At 66.5% G+C, this 18131-nt stretch carries 18 protein-coding genes; 10 read left to right on the top strand and 8 right to left on the bottom strand.

Annotated elements, in window-relative coordinates; all coding sequences use genetic code 11:
* Nucleotides 1–79: 79 nt before the first annotated feature.
* Nucleotides 80–889, top strand: coding sequence for a hypothetical protein (locus ACQR1I_RS09115; protein WP_434870296.1), 810 nt, complete (start codon nt 80–82; stop codon nt 887–889).
* A 194-nt stretch (nt 890–1083) separates the two neighbouring features.
* Here ACQR1I_RS09115 and ACQR1I_RS09110 read toward each other — a convergent pair whose 3' ends face one another.
* Nucleotides 1084–1239, bottom strand: a complete 156-nt coding sequence (locus ACQR1I_RS09110) for a hypothetical protein (protein WP_434870297.1) — start codon at nt 1237–1239, stop codon at nt 1084–1086.
* Nucleotides 1240–1418: 179 nt separating this feature from the next.
* A complete protein-coding gene (locus ACQR1I_RS09105; RefSeq protein ID WP_434870298.1) occupies nt 1419–2114 on the bottom strand; it encodes a PilZ domain-containing protein in 696 nt (231 codons plus the stop codon).
* Nucleotides 2115–2744: 630 nt separating this feature from the next.
* Between ACQR1I_RS09105 and cpaB the strand changes: the two genes are divergently transcribed.
* From cpaB to ACQR1I_RS09085, 4 genes are read left to right on the top strand one after another with little or no spacing between them, the layout of a single operon-like run.
* Nucleotides 2745–3545 (top strand): Flp pilus assembly protein CpaB, encoded by an 801-nt coding sequence (gene cpaB, locus ACQR1I_RS09100; RefSeq protein WP_434870299.1) that lies wholly within the window; start codon nt 2745–2747, stop codon nt 3543–3545.
* Between the two features lie 17 nt (nt 3546–3562).
* Nucleotides 3563–5032, top strand: coding sequence for a type II and III secretion system protein family protein (locus tag ACQR1I_RS09095; RefSeq protein WP_434870300.1), 1470 nt, complete (start codon nt 3563–3565; stop codon nt 5030–5032).
* 32 nt (nt 5033–5064) lie between these two features.
* Complete coding sequence (locus ACQR1I_RS09090; RefSeq protein ID WP_434870301.1) at nt 5065–5802, top strand: CpaD family pilus assembly protein; 738 nt, start codon at nt 5065–5067, stop codon at nt 5800–5802.
* The gene (locus ACQR1I_RS09085) at nt 5799–7067 is read left to right on the top strand and encodes an AAA family ATPase (protein WP_434870302.1); all 1269 of its coding nucleotides are present in this window, start codon (nt 5799–5801) and stop codon (nt 7065–7067) included. The genes ACQR1I_RS09090 and ACQR1I_RS09085 overlap by 4 nt, the downstream gene beginning before the upstream one ends.
* Nucleotides 7068–7071: 4 nt before the next feature.
* Here the strand turns inward: ACQR1I_RS09085 and ACQR1I_RS09080 are convergent, their stop codons facing one another.
* The 3 genes from ACQR1I_RS09080 to ACQR1I_RS09070 all read right to left on the bottom strand — a co-directional run bounded on the left by ACQR1I_RS09080 (nt 7072) and on the right by ACQR1I_RS09070 (nt 10327).
* Nucleotides 7072–7944 carry a tetratricopeptide repeat protein gene (locus ACQR1I_RS09080; RefSeq protein ID WP_434870303.1) on the bottom strand — a complete coding sequence of 291 codons (873 nt, stop codon included), beginning with the start codon at nt 7942–7944 and terminating at the stop codon, nt 7072–7074.
* A gap of 84 nt (nt 7945–8028) precedes the next feature.
* Nucleotides 8029–8274 carry a PilZ domain-containing protein gene (locus ACQR1I_RS09075; protein ID WP_434870304.1) on the bottom strand — a complete coding sequence of 82 codons (246 nt, stop codon included), beginning with the start codon at nt 8272–8274 and terminating at the stop codon, nt 8029–8031.
* 130 nt (nt 8275–8404) lie between these two features.
* Nucleotides 8405–10327 carry an FAD-binding monooxygenase gene (locus ACQR1I_RS09070; RefSeq protein WP_434870305.1) on the bottom strand — a complete coding sequence of 641 codons (1923 nt, stop codon included), beginning with the start codon at nt 10325–10327 and terminating at the stop codon, nt 8405–8407.
* 101 nt (nt 10328–10428) lie between these two features.
* Here ACQR1I_RS09070 and ACQR1I_RS09065 point away from each other — a divergent pair, with 101 nt between their 5' ends.
* Nucleotides 10429–10881 (top strand): MarR family winged helix-turn-helix transcriptional regulator, encoded by a 453-nt coding sequence (locus ACQR1I_RS09065; RefSeq protein ID WP_434870437.1) that lies wholly within the window; start codon nt 10429–10431, stop codon nt 10879–10881.
* 682 nt (nt 10882–11563) lie between these two features.
* Here ACQR1I_RS09065 and ACQR1I_RS09060 read toward each other — a convergent pair.
* Entirely contained in the window at nt 11564–13036 is a 1473-nt protein-coding gene (locus tag ACQR1I_RS09060) for a flavin-containing monooxygenase (RefSeq protein WP_434870306.1), read from the bottom strand.
* Nucleotides 13037–13196: 160 nt separating this feature from the next.
* Between ACQR1I_RS09060 and ACQR1I_RS09055 the strand changes: the two genes are divergently transcribed.
* The 3 genes from ACQR1I_RS09055 to ACQR1I_RS09045 all read left to right on the top strand — a co-directional run bounded on the left by ACQR1I_RS09055 (nt 13197) and on the right by ACQR1I_RS09045 (nt 15407).
* Nucleotides 13197–13931 carry a hypothetical protein gene (locus ACQR1I_RS09055; RefSeq protein ID WP_434870307.1) on the top strand — a complete coding sequence of 245 codons (735 nt, stop codon included), beginning with the start codon at nt 13197–13199 and terminating at the stop codon, nt 13929–13931.
* A gap of 108 nt (nt 13932–14039) precedes the next feature.
* The gene (locus tag ACQR1I_RS09050; protein ID WP_434870308.1) at nt 14040–14567 is read left to right on the top strand and encodes a DUF4844 domain-containing protein; all 528 of its coding nucleotides are present in this window, start codon (nt 14040–14042) and stop codon (nt 14565–14567) included.
* A 108-nt stretch (nt 14568–14675) separates the two neighbouring features.
* Entirely contained in the window at nt 14676–15407 is a 732-nt protein-coding gene (locus tag ACQR1I_RS09045) for an alanyl-tRNA editing protein (RefSeq protein ID WP_434870309.1), read from the top strand.
* Between the two features lie 69 nt (nt 15408–15476).
* Here ACQR1I_RS09045 and ACQR1I_RS09040 read toward each other — a convergent pair whose 3' ends face one another.
* Both ACQR1I_RS09040 and ACQR1I_RS09035 read right to left on the bottom strand, forming a co-directional pair.
* On the bottom strand, nt 15477–16724 hold the full coding sequence (locus ACQR1I_RS09040; protein WP_434870310.1) for an alpha/beta hydrolase family protein: 1248 nt from the start codon (nt 16722–16724) through the stop codon (nt 15477–15479).
* Nucleotides 16725–16747: 23 nt separating this feature from the next.
* Nucleotides 16748–17239, bottom strand: a complete 492-nt coding sequence (locus ACQR1I_RS09035) for an AAA family ATPase (RefSeq protein ID WP_434870311.1) — start codon at nt 17237–17239, stop codon at nt 16748–16750.
* A 583-nt stretch (nt 17240–17822) separates the two neighbouring features.
* Here ACQR1I_RS09035 and ACQR1I_RS09030 point away from each other — a divergent pair.
* A complete protein-coding gene (locus ACQR1I_RS09030; RefSeq protein WP_434870312.1) occupies nt 17823–18113 on the top strand; it encodes a PepSY domain-containing protein in 291 nt (96 codons plus the stop codon).
* Nucleotides 18114–18131 lie beyond the last annotated feature (18 nt).

Below are 18131 nucleotides of genomic sequence, written 5' to 3'. Positions count from 1 at the left end.
TGCGCTAGGCGATGTGGCGGCTCCCCGCCGGAGATGATGCGGTTGACGTCGGGCAGGCAGCCGTCCAGAACGGCCGACCATGAACACGAGACTCCCGGAGCCGACATCAGACGCGCCGCCGCAACACGATGACTGGGTCACGATCGCGGCTTGCGGGATGTTGGCAGCGACCCTGGCTGCGGTTTGCCACGAGACCATCGGTCATGGACTTGGTTGTCTCGCGGCCGGCGGCGACGTCACGCTGCTGACGTCGATCTGGTTTCGCTGCCACGACGCAACGTCGCTGACGGATGCCGGGGGAGCCATCGCCGGCGTGATCTGCGGCGGGCTGGCGATGACGGTCCCGCTCGGTCGCATCGGCAATGCCGCGACGCGCTTGGCGGTTTTGATGTTCGGCGCGATCAGCCTGTTGTGGGTGGCGGCGCAGCTCATCAGCCATCCGGCGTTCGATCGGGACGACTGGCACTTCATTGCGGCGAGGATGCACTGGCCATGGATGTGGCGACCGACGCTCGCCGCCATCGGCGTCGTGTCCTATGCCGCCATCGTGCGCTGGATCGTCTCTCGGCTGAAGGACCCTGCCGCACCCGGCCGGCCGGCGATTCGCGCGGCCTATGTCGCGTCGGCGCTGTCAGCCGCGTGCGCAGGCCTGATGTGGTCGCCGCAGCCGATTCGCTCCGCGGCGGAAGGCCTGCTGACGCTGGGCGTCGCGCCACTGGGCCTGCTGCTCGCAACGCGGCTGGCCAGCGCAGGGCCGGCGCATCGGAGCGCCGCCCTGATCATGCGGTCCTGGTCCGTGCTGCTGCTTTCCGTAGTGATCTTTGCCGCCTTCGCCCTGATCCAAGCACGCGGCCTCGGCCCGCTCGCGACCGTTCCGCTGGCTGAGTGAACACGGGAGGGGGCTTGATCCGCCGCAAGAGATCGTAGGGCGGATTAGCCGGAGGCGTAATCCACCGTGCGTCCGGGCAAAATCGCGGATGACGCTGCGCTAATCCGCCCTACTCTCCCTACCGCTCAGACGCAGCCGACAGGCACGGGCGCACCCCGGCTGCAACGGCCGGTCACCCCGTCGCGGCGGCCGCCTCAGCCGCGGCTGATCTGCTGCAGACCCTTGAAGGTCAGCCGCTTGGGATCGCGGACGCCGGCCAGGTACATCCGGCGGATGAAAGCGGCCACCGCGTCGCGATCACAACCGGTCAGAACGACGATGGCGTCGACCGCAGTCTTCTGGGCCTCCATGGGACTGATCCTCCTGGGCATGCGAACCCGGCGACAGCAGCGTTCACGATGTCTCTTAATACACCGTTAACTGTGCGCGAGGCTTGCCAGTTCCATGCAACGATTCCCGCGCTCGCCCAATACGCGAAACCGCGCATGGCGTGGGCACGGGACGCCCGGCGGCCCCACAGCCGCCGCACTCAGACCATGAAGAAATCCTGCGGCGCCTCGACCCCGCCATCATCGGCATGCGCCGCGAGCTTCTGCCGCGTCGGGCGGGTCGGCGTCGTGATCACGCGCCGCTCCATTTCGTTCGTGCCGGACAATTGGTCGACGAACCTGACGGCAAAGCCTTCGGCGAAATGCCGGACGACGCGCCCGACACAACTGCCGACCGCAAGCGGCGTGCCGATCTCCGGCTGGATCTCCGCCGACACAGCAGCACCAGACATCGAGGCATCGATCACGAAGCACGGGATGATGCTGCCGTCGGCGAGCGTCAGCGCGGAATGCGGCGAGTTCGGCACATAGCGCGGGTCGCGGCGCGAGTCGCGGATCGCCGGGTCCTTCTGCTTCTTCTCCAGCCAGACCAGCTTCTCGGCGAGCTTGACGCGCTCGGCGCGCGTCATCTCCAGCTCGAGCAGGAAGCCGCCATGCACGGTGTCGCTGATCTCGCCTTCGAACTTGCCGAAGTCGCGGAAATACGACGTCAGCCGGTCGCCGACCTTGCCGACGACGGGCACGTCGAGCAGCGCCCGGAACGGTGATACCCGCGTGGTCCGACAGGCGAACGAGCGCAGCCGTCCCTCCGGATCATACCAGTTCGGCAGCGTGTAGGACCCCGCCGTCTGGATCCTGACTGCACGCTGCTTCAGGAATCGAGCAACCGTCGACATTGCGCGCCTCCCCTCCCATCAACCGATGTCCCCGACTGGCGATCCCCTGCCCCCACGGCAGCTTGCCACGCTATCTACAACTATAGCGTGCAAATTTACGCAGATCACACCGCGTCAAAGGGCTCCAGCCGACATGCGGGGAACCTGCGCCCAAAATCCTAAAGATTTCTGAATTGTGACGGCCGGATTTCCGGCCAACGGAATCGTATGTCCGACCCGTTATCGGTTTATGAAGACGCCGACCCGGCCGATTACGGGGCAGCGCCGGTCCGGTGCCGGGGTGTCGGCGCGATCGTCGAGAAGGACACTCCGGCGTTCGAGGTCCCACCGGTTCTTGCCGTGAAGGGGCTCCAGCGCTCGCGAGGACGCAACCCGGAGTTTGCGCAAGCGGTCCGGCGAACTACTTCTCCGCGCAGGCAGCCCGGCGTTAAGCATCTAACATGCTCGCGCTGTTGCGCGATTCCAGCGCTAACGCGCGATTCACCACTTGCGCAATCGGTTCTTCACTCGGCCTTCGCGGCCCCCGTTATGCAAGTTGGCTTATACTATTGGCACTTAGTCATGAGGAACGGGGAAGGTTGTTAGCTGGAGTGGGCTGATCCAGCGGATGAGTTGAAAGTAGTAACGCGTATGATGACCGCACGCATCGTCGTTCTGACCATCGCTCTCGGAGCGGGCGGAGTCGCGGCTTACATGGTCAGCAGCACCGAGAGCCAGCGCCCGGCGCCGGTTGCGCCGGTGGTGCAGCTGCCGACCGTCGAGGTGCTGGTCGCCAAGAACGACATTGGCCTCGGACAGGCGATCAAGCCCGGCGATCTGATCTGGCAGACCTGGCCGGAGGCTGCGAGCAACATCTTCATCCGGCGCGGCGATCGCCCCGAAGCTGCCAATCAGCTGGTCGGCACCATCGCGCGCTCGCCGTTCGTGATCGGCGAGCCGATCCGCGAGCAGAAGCTGGTCAAGTCCGACGGCTCCGGCTTCATGGCCGCGATCCTGCCGGCCGGCATGCGCGCGATCTCGACCGAGATCTCGCCCGAGACCGGCGCCGGCGGCTTCATCCTGCCGAACGATCGCGTCGACGTCATCCTGTCGAAGCGCGACAAGAATCCCGACAAGCCGGGCGGCCCCGAAAGCGTCAGCTCCGAAATCATTCTCTCCAACGTGCGCGTGCTCGCGATCGACCAGGCGCCGAAGGAGAAGGAAGGCCAGAACACCGTCGTCGGCAAGACCGTGACGCTCGAGCTCAAGCCCGAGCAGGCCGAGACGCTGGCGCGCGCGCGGCAGGCCGGCACGCTGGCGCTGGCCTTGCGCAGCATCGCCGACGCCAACGCGGCGGACACCAACAAGACCGAGACGCAGATGGCGCGGCGGGGCAACGCCATCGAGATCATTCGCTACGGCATCACGAGCTCGCTGACGGCGCAGAAGTGACGAGAAGGACGGGGAAGATGATGGGTGGGCATCGACGCGCAAAGATCCGGATGTGGTTCGTCCGCGCGCTATCAGGCTCGGCGGTGATCGGCCTCGCGCTCGTTCCGGCGCTGACGCAGGTCAAGGCCGCCGACGACGGGCTGGACGCGCCGGTCGTTTCCGCAGGCTCCTCGAAGATGCGCTTCCTGTCGCTCGGCATCGGCAAGTCCGTGGTCGTCGACTTCCCGCATGACGTCAAGGATGTGCTGGTCGCCGATCCCAAGATCGCCAACGCCGTCGTGCGCTCGGCGCGGCGCGCCTACATCATCGGCGCCGGCGTCGGCCAGACCAACGTGGTGTTCTTCGACGGCGAGGGCCGGCAGGTCGCGGCCTATGACATCGCGATCAAGCGCGATCTCAACGGCGTGCGCCAGGCGCTCAGCCAGACCCTGCCCGGCGTCAAGATCGACGGCGTCGGCGAAGGCGTGATCCTGACCGGATCGGTCTCGAGCCCGGTCGAGGCGCAGCAGGCCGCCGAGATCGCCGGACGGCTGGTCGGCGGATCGGACAAGGTCGTCAACTCGATCGTCGTGCGCGGCCGCGACCAGGTGATGCTGAAGGTCAACGTCGCCGAGGTGCGCCGCGAGATCGTCAAGCAGCTCGGCATCGATCTCAGCGCCAGCCTGAACTACGGCACGGCCGTGGTGAACTTCAACCAGACCAACCCGTTCACCGCCTACGGCAAGTCGCTGGTGTCGGGCAATGGCCTTTCCGGCACCAGCGGCGGCCTGTCGTCAGTGTCGGCAACGATGCGCGCGATGGAGACCGCCGGTGTCGTCAAGACGCTGGCCGAGCCGAACCTGACGGCGATCTCCGGCGAGTCCGCCACCTTCATCGCCGGCGGCGAATTTCCGGTGCCCGGCGGGTACAATTGCGATCCGACCTCGCGGGTCTGCACCACCTCGATCACCTACAAGAAGTTCGGCATCTCGCTCAACTTCACTCCGGTCGTGCTCAGCGAAGGCCGCATCAGCCTGCGGGTGATGACCGAAGTGTCGGAGCTGTCGAACGACAACGCGATTACTGTGTCCTACGCGCTGAGCTCGGCCTCGACCTCCTCGGTCACCATCCCCGCGATCCGCACCCGCCGCGCCGAAACGACCCTGGAGATCCCCTCCGGCGGCTCGATGGCGATGGCCGGCCTGATCCAGAACCAGACCAAGCAGGCGGTCAATGGAATTCCCGGGCTCAATCAGCTGCCGGTGCTCGGCCAGCTGTTCCGCAGCCAGGACTACGTCAACAACGAGACCGAGCTGATGGTGATGGTGACGCCCTATGTGGTGCGCGCCGTGGCCCAGAAGGAGCTGTCGCGGCCGGATGACGGCTTCGCGCCGGCCACCGACTCCGAGTCGGCGCTGCTCGGCCGCATGAACCGGCTCTACGGCATCGCCGCCAAGGTCGACGCCGCGACCGGGCAGCCGGCCGGCTTCGGCTTCATCATCGACTGAGACGACGGGATTTGGGGCACGGGGACACGATCATGTCGGGATCATCTAGACGAGACGGGCAACGAACGCTGCGCCGGATCGGAGGCGTCATCGGACTGGCGCTGACGCTCGGCGCCTGCAACGCCACCAGCACCGAGGTCGTCGCAACGATCCCGGACGACTACCGGATCCGCCATCCGATCGCGATCGAGGAAGGCCGGCAGTCGATCGTCGTGTTCGTCGGCAACAACCGCGGCGGTCTGACCTATCAGCAGCGCACCGATGTCGCAGGCCTCGGCCGCAACTGGCAGCGCGAAGGCACCGGCGCGATCGTCGCCGAGGTGCCGGTGGAGACGCCGAATGCGCGCGCGGCCGCCGACAGCTATCGCGAGATCCACGCCACCCTCACCGCATCAGGCGTTCCCTCGCGGGCGATCACCCTGCGCCATTATACGCCGGATGATCCGCGGCAGCTCGCCGCCGTCCGCCTGAGCTATCCGAAGATCGCCGCCGTCGCCGGTCCCTGCGGCCTGTGGCCTGACGATCTCGGCCCGAACATCAACAATCCCGGCTACAGCAGCAATCAGCACTATCAGAATTTCGGCTGCGCCACGCAGCGCAACCTCGCTGCGATGATCGACAACCCGGCCGATCTCGAGCAGCCGCGCTCGGAGATCGCCGCCTATACGCCGCGGCGCTCGGCGATGTTCGAGAAGTACCGCAAGGGCGATCCGACCGCCGTGATCTACCCGGAAGCCGACAAGGCCAAGCTCAGCGATACAGGCAAATGATCAACGTATCCCCTCAGAGCCAGGATGAGCAGCCGGGCCCGAGCGGCCCGGTCCTCGACGATCACATCGCGCCGGTGCCACGCGTCTCGGTGCAGGCGTTCACCGAGACCGACCAGACCTCGTCGGCGGTCCTCGCGGCGAGCCAGGACCGAAGGCTCGGCAAGGCCCACATCACGATCAAGGCCGGCGGCATGGCGCGGGCGATCGAGACCTATCATTCGCAGCCGACGCCCAACGTCATCGTGATCGAGACCAAGCCGGGCGGCGACATCGTCGGCGGGCTCGACGATCTCGCCAGCGTCTGCGATCCCGGTACCCGCGTGGTGCTGATCGGCAGCATGGCCGACGGCGTCGCCTATCGGGAGCTGGTGCGCCGCGGCGTCAACGACTACGTCATCGGCCCGGTCGAGACCATCGACATCATCCGCTCGATCTGCAGCCTGTTCTCGGCCTCCGAGGCCGTGATCACCGGCCGCATCATCGCGGTGGTCGGCGCCAAGGGCGGCGTCGGCGCCTCGACGGTCGCCCACAACGTCGCCTGGAGCATGGCGCGCGACCTCACGCTCGATTCCGTCGTCATCGATCTCGACATGGCGTTCGGCACGGCGGGCCTCGACTACAACCAGGATCCGCTGCAGGGCATCGCCAACGCGATCTACCAGCCCGACCGTCCCGACACCGCGCTGATGGAGCGCCTGCTCGCCAAATGCAGCGAGCATCTCAATCTGCTCGCAGCGCCCGCCACGCTCGACCGCGTCTATGATTTCGGCGCCGATGCGTTCGACGCGATCTTCGACACCTTGCGCCTGACCCAGCAATGCATCGTGCTCGACGTGCCGCACCAATGGTCGGCCTGGACGCGTCATGCGCTGATCAATGCCGACGACATCCTGGTGGTCGCCGAGCCCGATCTCGCCAATTTGCGCAATGCCAAGAACCTGCTCGGCGTGCTCAAGGCGTCGCGTCCCAACGACCGGCCGCCGCTGTACTGCCTGAACCAGGTCGGCATGCCGAAACGCCCCGAGATCGACCTGAAGCGCTTCGCCAAGACCGTCGAGGCCGAGCCGGTCGCGGTGATCCCGTTCGACTGCAAGCTGTTCGGCACCGCCGCCAACAACGGCCAGATGATCGCCGAGGTCGGCGCGCTCAGCCGCACGCCAAAACTGTTCCAGGATATCGCGAACCGGCTCACCGGCCGTGTCGATGCGAGGCCGCAGCGCAGCTCGCTGCTGGCGCCGATCGCAAAACTGCTCGGAGCGAGATAACGGTTCAGTCGTTGCTGCGGCTCAGCGCCCGCGCCAGCGCCTTGTCGGGCTCGCCGGCCACGGTGCGATCGTGGCGCGGCGACAGCTCGCGCTGCGCGATCCTGCGCCGCTCGAGAATGCGCTTCACATAGGCGACATTGGTGGCGGCCTGCTCCGGCGGCAACCCCGAACGCGCGATGCTCTCCGCCTCGCTCATCCGGCCCTGCAGGCCGACGATGACGGCGAGATTGGTTTTCACGCGCGGGCTGGCGTCCGGATTCGCACTGGCCTTGCGCAATTGCTCCTCGGCCTTCGGCAGCTCGCTGGAGAGCGCGTAGGACAGGCCGAGATTGGACAGCACCGAAGGATCATCCGGCGCGATCTTCAGCGCGGTCACGTAGTATTGCCGCGCCTCCTCGTTGCGCCCCATCTGGTCGAGCGTGGCGCCCTGCGCCGACAGGATGCGCCAATCGGGATCCTCAGGCGAATGCGCCCGGCTCAAGACGTCGAAGGCCTGCTGGAAATTGCCGTTGTCGGCGAGCGCCCGGCCGTAAGCCGCCAGCAGCGCCCTGTTGCCGGCATTGGCGATCGTCGCCTGCTCCAGCACCGCGACGGCCTGCGAGCGCTGGCCGGTGGCGCGCAACGCGGAGCCATAGCGCAGCGCGAGGTCGGGATCGTTCGGCGTGGCGCGATATTGCTCGCGGAGCTGGTCGGTCTCGGCGCGCGGGTCCGCTGCAGCGGCGCGGCTCTTCTCGGACTTGCTGCCGCCGAGCGCGCCGGTCACCTCGCTGAGATCGGTGGTCTGGCAGGCGCCGAGGCCGAGCAGCACGGCCGTGAACGACAGCGCGAATGCCACCGGCCGGAGCGGAGAGAGAGAGCGGAAGGGCCGCGTACGCATGCAACTGAACTACTTCGGGACCGGATACCCTGCACGCTGGCAGATTAACCCTAAGGTCCCGTTAAGCTGAAACAGCCGATCCGCTCAATCGATGAATTCGGCGCCGAACTCGCAGCCGATCCGCCAGGCCAGCCGGCACTTGCGCTGGTGGTCGGGTGCGAACACGATGGTGAACTGCGGCGGGATCTCGACGAATTCCGCCACCACCTTGACGCCGCCATCGGAAATGTCCGTGACGGTGCAGTCTCGCGGCAGGCTGCCATTGCCGTAGTGGATCTTCGCGATCCTCCTGCACAGCCGACGATCGCTCTTGCGACGGTTCGCCAACATCAACATCTCGACGCTCACCCACTCAATCGTCCATCGGGAGACCTCGTTGTAGCGTCGAAACATTGGGATCTGGCTAGCGGAAGGCCCGGGATTCCGGTACCGCGATTCAGATTTCGTTTACGTTCGACGCTCACGCCGCCGGAAGCATGAAGCCGTCGAAATAGGCCGCCAGACGCCTGACGTCGTCGAGCGGCATCACGTCGCCGACATACTGGTCGGGCCGCACGATCACGAGGCACCCGGCCGCACGATCGATGCCGCGCATCGCAAAGATGTCCTGGCCGCTCTTCAGATCGGGGCAGAACATCTTCTCGTAGTCGATCAGGCCGTAGCGGCCCTTCCGCGGCAGCAGCAGCGCCGGCATGGTCTCGAGCGCGAGCGCGCGATGGTCCTGCTGGAACACGGCACGCAGGTCGATCACGGAGTCGATGTCGGCGCCGGCGGGCGTGTAGCGCCGTAGCGGCGAGGCAGCGTCCTTGCTGAGGAATTCGCACAGGTGACGAATGGCGGACCGAGGCGCGGCCGGATCCTCGGCGCCGGCGAAGGCAAAGAGGCGGAAGCGACCGTCGGCTTGGACGACGTGGCCGAGCTGCACCGGCTTGGCGTCGCCCAGTCGAATGACGGGCGCCGAATGGAATCGCTTGCCGATGACGAGGCCGGTGGCGAGCGGCTGGAACGTGTCGTCGCCGGTCAGCACGGAGGGCCGATAGTGGGTCGCGGTGCCCGCGGTGTAGCGGCCGTGGCGCACGAAGTAGTCCTGCGTCTTGGCCGCATCGGCGCCGCCCTGCTTGGCGGCGGAGGCGAGAATCCCGGACCATTCGCGATCGAAATCGATCAGCTCCTGCGCGATCGCCTTGCGCTCGGCCGAGTAGCTGTGCAGCAGGTCGGGCGCGCAGCGCTTGCCGAGCACCGCGGCGAGCTTCCAGCCGAGATTGAACGTGTCCTGCATCGACACGTTCATGCCCTGCCCCGCCTTCGGGCTGTGGGTGTGACAGGCGTCGCCGGCGATGAACACACGCGGCAGCCGCGTGGCAACCTCGGCCTCGGGCACGTCGTCGAACTTGTCGGTGATGCGCTGGCCGATCTCGTAGACCGACCACCACGCGACCTCCTTCACCTCGAGCGTATACGGCGCGAGAATCCGCTTCGCCTTGGCAATGACCTCCTCGACGGTGATGTTGCGGCCGGCGACGCGCTCGCCGACTTCGAGCTTGGCGAGCTCGACATAGAGCCGGACGAGATACCCGCCCTCGCGCGGGATCACCAGCAGGCTGCCATCCCCGGCGGACTGGATCAGCGACTTGAAGCGGATGTCGGGAAAATCGGTGACTGCGAGCACGTCCATCACGCCCCAGGCGTGGTTGGCGGAATCGCCGTGCAGCTCGCGGCCGATCGCCTTGCGCACCATGCTGCGGGCGCCGTCGCAGCCGACGACGTAGCGCGCTCTGATGGTCTCGACCTGGCCTTCATGCTCCGGATCGATGCGATCGAAGCTGACGGTCACGCCATGCGCGTCCGCGCCGGCGGCCGCATCGATCTGCAGGTCGCGCAGCCGGCGCGCGTAGTGCGGCTCGAGCTTGCTCGCCGAACGGCGCATCACATCGAGGAAGAAGTCGTGCACGCGGGCCTGGTTGAGCACGACATGCGGCATCTCCGACAGGCCGTCCTCGACATCCTGCACGCGGCCGCTGCGCGCGATCTGGGCGGTGTTGGCCGCATCCGGCTTCCAGAACGTGGTCTCGTTGATCCAGCAGGCTTCCCTCAGCACCTTTTCGGCAAAGCCATAGGCGTTGAACATCTCCATCGTGCGGCAGGCGATGCCGTCGGCCTGGCCGAGCAGCAGCCGGCCCGGCTTCTGCTCGACGATACAGGTCGTGACATCGGGAAAAGCAGAGAGCTGGGCGGCAAGGTTGAGGCCGGCTGGGCCGCAGCCGACGATGAGGACGTCGACTTCGGCCGGCAGCGGGCCCGCCGCGCCCTGGCTCGCCACCCGCTCGGCGGCATCTGATATCTCGGGGTCGCCCGGCTGGAATCCGTTGAGATGAAACTGCACGTGACCGCCCTCCCGCGTTGTTCTCTATTGATCAGTATGCTGATCATCAGTATGCTTGTCAAGCAAGCAGAAGGAGATTCGGTTTGGCCGAGATGCAGGACATGCCCGGGCACCTGGCGCGCCGGTTTCAGCAGATTGCGGTGGCCGTGTTCCTGAGCGAGGTGGAGGCCGCAGGCTTCGACCTGACGCCGGTGCAATACGCGGCCCTGGCGGCGATCGCGGCCAATCCGGCGATCGACCAGATCACGCTCGCCGGCCTGATCGCCTATGACCGCACCACCATCACCGGCGTGATCGACCGCCTCGCGCAGAAGGGTCTCGTGGTCCGGCAGGCCAGCGCCCGCGACCGCCGGTCGCGCGAACTCCTCATCACCGACGCGGGCCGCCGGACGCTGGACGCGATCACGCCGGCGGTCGAAGCCGCACAGCGGCTGATGGTGCGGGGTCTCACGAAGGCCGAGGCGAGCGAGCTGATCCGCCTCATGCAGAAAGCGATCGCCGCCGCCAACGACCTCAGCCGCGCCCCGCTGCGGGAGGGCGCGGCGGAGCGGTGACGTGAGGCCGAGGCCGCGATCAACCGGAGAGCGACCTGTTGCCCCTCTCCATGAGGATGCTGCTCTTGGTCGATGTGCAGCTCCGATTTCGGAGCCGGGCTCTCTTCTCGCTTCACCATCTCTGGCCCTTTGATGAATTCGGTTCGAACCAACCTCCGCACCGCTGCGCGATGCAGTGCCCTCGCCCCTTGTGGGAGAGGGCATCGCCGGCTGATCCGCAGGCTCGGTCGGGTGAGGGGTTCTCTCCGCGAGCGCAACTCGTTGAGACAGACCCCTCACCCGACCGAGATCGTTGCGCTATTATCCATGCCCTCTCCCACCCTGGCGAAGCTCCGCTTCGCTTGGGGGCGAGGGCGCAGTCACGGCCGTCGCGCCCGCGGCGAGGTCGATTGGTTTCCCAGTTCTCCATGAGGTTGCTCTCTAAGAACACGCGATCAGCGTGTTCTTCCAACGTGCAGCTCCGGCTTCGGAGCTAACTCCTCATGGTGAGGAGCGCCGTCCGACAGTCGGGCCATCGCAACACTCTGCATGGCGGCGCGTCTCGAACCATGAGGCCACAGTTCGGGCCTCGCCCTTCGAGACGCCCGCCTAAGCGGCGGGCTCCTCAGGGTGAGGAGAGAAAGTGGGAGAAAGTGCAGCAGTGAAGCGTCAGTCGGGCAGATGTGCCGATACGGACGTTGGATCACGAATACCGCATCACCCCATCATCGACCTTGCCGAAGCGGAGCGAGACGATGTCGAGGGCGTAGTTCTGGTACAGACGCCACGGCCGTTTCGATCCTTGCTTGGGCAGGTCGGCGATCGACCGCTGCACGTAGCCGGAGCTGAAGCTGAGCGACGGCAGCGGCTCCACGCTGGTATCGTCGTTGTGCGGCATGCATTGGCGGTAGCCGTGACGGTCCATGTAGTTCAGTAGGCGGCAGACATACTCGCAGGTGAGGTCGCATTTCAACGTCCAGGACGCGTTGGTGTAGCCGAGCGTCGCGGCGAGGTTCGGCACGTCGGAATACATCATGCCCTTGTAGTTCAGCGTCTTGGCGAAATCGACCGTGCGGCCGTCGACGACTACCTCGATGCCGCCGAGCACCTGCAGCACCAGCCCTGTCGCGGTGACCACGACATCCGCCTCGAGCTCGCGGCCATCGGACAGGCGCAGGCCGCGCTCGGTGAAGGTCTCGATCCCGGCCGTCACCACCGAGGCCCGCTGCTCGCGGATGGTCTTGAACAGGTCGCCGTCAGGCACCAGGCACAGCCGCTGGTCCCACGGATTGTAGTTTGGCGTGAAATGGGTGGCGACGTCGTAGTCGGCGCCGAGCGCGGCGCGCACGCCGCCGAGGATGAGCTGCTTGACTCGCTGCGGCTTGCGCCGGCTGAGCTGGAAGAAATACATTCCGAACAGCACGTTGCGCCAGCGGATCAGATGATAGGCGAGGCTGGCGGGCAGATGCTCGCGCAACTTGTTGGCCAGCGCATCCTGCGCCGGGCGCGACACCACATAGGTCGGCGAACGCTGCAGCATCGTGACATGCGCCGCCGTCTTGGCCATCGCGGGCACCAGCGTCACAGCGGTCGCGCCGGAGCCGATCACGACCACGCGCTTGCCGCTGTAGTCGAGATCATCAGGCCAGGCCTGCGGATGCACGAGGCGGCCCTTGAAATCGGCCATGCCATTGAAGTCCGGCAGATAGCCCTTCTCGTAGCGATAATAGCCCGAGCACATGAACAGGAAGCCGCAGGTCATCAGCACGGTCTCGGTGCCCTGCTCCGTCTTCCGCTCCGCCTCGATCGTCCAGCGTGCTTCGCTGCTCGACCACGACGCCCTGACAACACGATGGTTGAAGCGGATGTGACGATCGATGCCGTTCTCGGTCGCGGTATCCCTGACATATTTCAGGATCTGCGGCCCGTCAGCGATCGCCTTCGGATCGGTCCACGGCTTGAAGGAGTAGCCGAGCGTGTACATGTCGCTGTCGGAGCGGATGCCGGGATAGCGGAACAGATCCCAGGTGCCGCCGATGGCGCCGCGCCCTTCCAGGATCGCGAACCGCTTGCCCGGGCATTTGTGCTGAAGATGATAGGCGGCGGCAATGCCGGACAGTCCGGCGCCGACGATCAGCACGTCGACATGCTCTGTTGAGGCATGTTCTGTTGACATGAGGTGGTCCTGGCGTTCCCTGAAGCGAGCGTCTTGCGTCTCGGCACGGACAGTCGCAACCCTGCCCGGCGCTGTCAAATCGAAGGCGTTCGCATTCGATCAACCTGGCTGCTGTATCGAGACGGTCACTCTTGGACGGACGATTTGGACGGACGATGTGATGAACGCCCCCACCCCGCCGCAGGAACCGCCGGGCACCGCAAGCCGGGATCGCGGGAGCGCGCACGCGCAGCGCGTCGCCCTGGGCGTCGCTTTGGGCTTCACCGTCGCCTCGATCGGTCTTGCGGCTTGGTCGCTCTTCCCGAGCTTTCCGGCGGGCCAGCTGATTGCAGTCGTGACCGCGCTGCCGCTGCTCGCACTGATCCTCACTCTGCGTTTCCCCGGCCGGTTCCGCATCGGGCTGGGCTCCGGCTACGGCGCCAATCTCGGCACCGGCTGCATCCTGGCCGCCGGCACGCTCGCCGCGCGCACGCTGTCCGACGTCAATCTCGTCAGCTGGCTGCCGCTGACGGCCTTCGCGATCGCGGTCGCCCTCGTCTTCCTGATCGTGGCGGCACGGTTCGAGACCCAGCTGCGCCGGCGCGGCTGGCGGCTGCTGCTGGCTTCTGTCTTCGTCGGCGCCTATGCCTTCGGCGCGCTCGGGCAGTTCAACACCGCGCTCGATCGCTCGGCGCCGGCGCTGCTGCGCAGCCGCGTGCTGACCAAGCATCTTGGCCACAGCCGGCTCGCGATGCATCAGGTCACGCTGGAGGCCTGGGGACCGTTGGCCACGGCGGCCGATGCGCACGTGACGCAGGCGCTGTACGAACGGCTGCAGCCCGGCGATACCGTGTGCCTGCGACTCGGCGACGGCGCGTTCCGCATGGCGTGGTTCAGCGTGGCGCCGTGCCGGTGAGGCGCGATGTGGTCGCCCCATCCCGTCTGCGGATTGACGACGGCCCCGGAATGACGGCAAGACCTGACCTGCTGATATCTCGTGGCGCCATGGGGCTGAGGCCGGAGCATGCGGATCCTGATCGTTGCAGCCTGCATTCTCGGCACTGCGCTGCTGGCGATCGTCGGGTTCGGGCTGTTCCAGTATGATCGGCTGTTTCCCTCACCTTCGACCGAGGTCGTGCAACTCACGCCGCAGGCCCGGGATCACCTGCAACGCCTCAGGGCTGAACGAAAATTCCAGCCGCACGACTATCCGCCGCTCGGCTACACCGGGGCGGAAACACCCGCTCACGAGGCGACGGCAACCGCGGCCGTCAATGCGGTCATCGACGCCGTGCTCGCCATGGCAGCCGGGCCCATTCCAGCCCGTAAGATCGAGGGATTTCTGAAGGAGGCGCTCGACAAGGTCGACATGCTGGCGACCGAAGACCGCGAGCGCACCCAGGACTATCTGATCGAGATCTGGTACATCATCGGCTTCAAGGGCGCGACCGGTCTGTTCGCCCATGGTGCAGCATTTCCAAAGCCCGACGGGCGCGGTGAGCCATTGCCGCTCGGCTGGACCGCAGCCGACAAGCCGCGACCGATTCCATGAGCATTCGCAGCCGGCAGCAGTGCGGCGACATGCGAGATCTCTCGCATGATCTCGATGCACCCGGGTCTCGCTTCGCTCGACGGACGACGATTCATCGGAGTATGCCGCATGACCGATTTGCCGCCCCGCCCCTTCGCCGTTGATCATCCGGACGTGCTGGACCTCGAGGTCGCCGCGCTCGAGACACGGCCCGGCGCGGTGCTGCTGGCGCGATCGCCATTCTATCCCGGCGGCGGCGGGCAGCTGCCGGATCGCGGCAGCCTCGCCTGGAACGGCGTCGTCCGCGACGTCATCGGCTTCGAGCCGACCGCGGCCGGCCTGTGGCACCTGTTCGGCGACGACGCCGCGCCGACCGGATCGATCACGCTGCGCGTCGATCCGGCTTTCCGCCAGCGCATGTGCGAGCAGCACACGGTCGCCCATCTCGTCAACAGCGCGGTGTACACGCTGTTCGACGGCGCGCTGCTGACCGGCGTGCGCATGACGGACAGCGACGAATTCAGCGTCGATTTCGACCTGCCGAAAGTCGCGCCGGAGCAGTTGCGCGCGGTGGAAGACGCGGTCAATGCCGCGATCTCCGACGACCGCCCGGTGCGTGCCTTCGACATGCCCTACGACGACGCGCAGGCGACCGCCGGCCTGTTCCGCGCCAAATCCGTTGCCCCGCCGCGCCAGGCCAACGACCTGATCCGCATCGTCGACATCGACGGCCTCGACCGCCAGGCCTGCGGCGGGACGCATCTGATCTCGACAGCAAAGGCGCGGCGCATCCGCATTCTCAAGGTCGACAACAAGGGGCGGCAGAACCGGCGGTTCAGGATCGGATTGGGCAGCACTTAGACGCGAGCAAAGGTCATCGCAGACTGGATACCGCCGCTGCGCTCGTCCGTGCTACAATCTCCCGCAGCATCATTTGAGCGACGCCAGGAAGGCGTCGCCGATTGCGCGCCAGCGCTCGGGATAGAGCCGCAGCAGATGGCCGTCACCGGGCACGTCATGCAGCAGCTCGAAGCGCACGGCGCCGCCGGCGGCCGCAAAGGCGGCGTGATACTCCTTGATCAGGGCCTCCGGATACAGCCGGTCATTGTCGGCATAGAGCCAGAGCTGCGGCACTCGTCCTGCAGAGCCACGGCCGGCATTGGCGTAGTACGGCGTGGTCACGGGACCGTAGGGATACCAGCCGCCGGAGAAGTTGATGACGCCCATCACCTCGGCCGGCTTGAGGCCGGCATAATGCATGGCGAGAAAGCCGCCGCGCGACTGGCCGGCGAGCAGCACCGACCCCGGGCGCACGCCGGGCAAGGTGCGGCCGAAGGCGATTGCGGAGTCGAGATCCTCGACCGCCTGGCCCACGCCGAACGAGACATCGACCAGGCTACCGTCATGCGCGCGGCCGAAATCCTCCTCGGCATTGATACCCTCGGAGCGGCCTCGGCCGCGTCGCATGAAGGTCAGCACGGCGAAGCCGTTATCGCGCAGCCAATGCGCTTCGGTGGCAAACGACCATGTGCGCAGCTGGTTGCGGCCGACATCGGAGCCGTGCGTGAAGATCGCGAGCGGCGCCGGGCCCGGAGCCGCCGCTGGATAGTAGGTCGCCTCGAGCCGGATCGGCCGGCTGCCGTCCGGCGTGCGCACCGTCAGATGCGGAATGAAGACGCGTTGACCCGGCCACGGCCACTCTTCCGGCCGATCACCGGCCGCGAGGCGTGCGGCGTCCGCGCGCACCAGCGCGCCCGAGGTGACGCCACCGCTTTTGAGCGTCGCGGTCAAGTAGAGCCGGTCCGGACCATCGAACGCGTAGCGGAAGATGCGAAACCCGGTCATGACGAGAACACCGTCTTTGATGACCGCCTCATCGCGCCACCATTCGCGATTGGCGCTGTAGAAGGCCGAGTCCGACACCGCGAACACGACGTTGGCATGGCCGTCGGCGCGAATGCGCTCGACCACCAGGATGTGGCGGTCGTCATGCCAGGTGCCGATCCACGCGCCGAGGAAACGCGCCATCTCCGCCGGCACGTCCGGCGCCGGCGGTTCGATCTCGAACGCCGGCGGCAACGGCACGATGGTCTCGGGATCAACGGTCAGGGGTTGCGCGGCCGCGCGGTGCATCATCATTGCCACCACCATTGCGAGCAGAGTCGAGCCGAGACGCATGACGTCACCCCCGGCCCTGGACGTTACGGCCGATGCACGATCACGTCGAATCCTTCCTCGGGCGTCGGCGCCACGAAGTACGACGTGAACAGTTTGAACTCCTCGTCCGTCACCGTGAACGCATGACGGCCTTCGGCGTTGCGGGCCCGCAGCCGCGCCTTGCAGACCTCGTCGGGCACGTCGAGATGATGCAGCTGGTGCGGCACGCCAGCCGCTTCGAACAGGCCGCGCATCCAGGCGCGGCTGGCCAGCGTGTTGGCCGGGAAGTCCAGCACGACCGAGACGCCTGCGCGCAGCAGCGCCACCACATGCGGGCCCATGACGGCGCGCAGCCGCGACGAATTGCGGACGTAATCGGCAAGAGTCGTCTGCTCGCCCGGATAGAGCTGCGCCAGCCAGTCGTCCTCGGCCACCACGACGGTGGCCGGCCGCCGGCCAAGCTCGGCCGTCAGCGTCGATTTGCCGGCAGCGATCTTGCCGCACACGAGGTGCAGCGTAGGTTGGTTCGGAGACATCGAAAGACCTCGCATGCGGCACCGCCTCGGGCGCCGGAGATGTTCACAGATCAAGTCGCAGGCAAACGCGCCCGGCCCGACGGATCAGGCCGGGTCGGTAATTCGGCGGCTAAGGGCCGCGCCTGCGATGTGAACGCGAGGGGTCATCACAAGCATCTGTGACAGATACTTGAGGCGGCGTCCAGACGGCCCGCGCGTTGCTCCTGCGGGCAGATGTTTTCGCGACTGCCTCTACGCCGTCATGGCCGGGCTCCGTCCCGGCCATCCACGTCGTCCGGCATCCTGGAACGAAGTGGATGCCCCGGGACGGAGCCCGGGCATGACGAGCAACTAATCGGCAGCGACCCCTCTGGTACCCATTTTTCATCGATCGATCTGACGCCAGGCATCACTCAAGTGATGAGCGAGACGTAACGTCGCGGATATCGCATCTCTCCGCAAAGCCCTTGTTTGGCGGATGCTCGCGAATTTGGAAGCTCTCTAAGAGTAATTCCAGCTGCCGATCCGTTGACACATTCGGCCCGCTGCCGTCTCCACTGATCCCACGATGCATCGTGTTTGAATTTGCTCATTGGAGGGATTGATGAGACTGACCACCGCCGCCCTGCTCGGCGCCGCACTCGCAGGCTTCGCCATCGCACCGGCCATCTCACCGGCTCTGGCCGACGGCTACAAGACCTGCACCAAGCTCGACAAGGCGCAGTGGAAGCCGGCGGCCGAGGCGGAAGCCAAGGCGAAGGATGCGGGCTACGAGGTGCGCCGCTCGAAGGTCGAGGGCAGCTGCTACGAGGTCTACGGCGTCAAGGGCGGCAAGCTGTATGAGCTGTTCTACAGTCCGGAAGACCTCAGCCTGAAGCACACTATCGCCAAGTAGTTGGCGCGCGGCGTGCCG

Origin of the sequence: Bradyrhizobium sp. HKCCYLS2038 (assembly GCF_051167655.1) — a bacterium.
In the GTDB taxonomy this organism is placed as follows: Bacteria; Pseudomonadota; Alphaproteobacteria; order Rhizobiales; family Xanthobacteraceae; genus Bradyrhizobium.
Note: the sequence above shows the minus strand (reverse complement) of the source record. Positions and strands in the feature narration are given on the sequence as shown.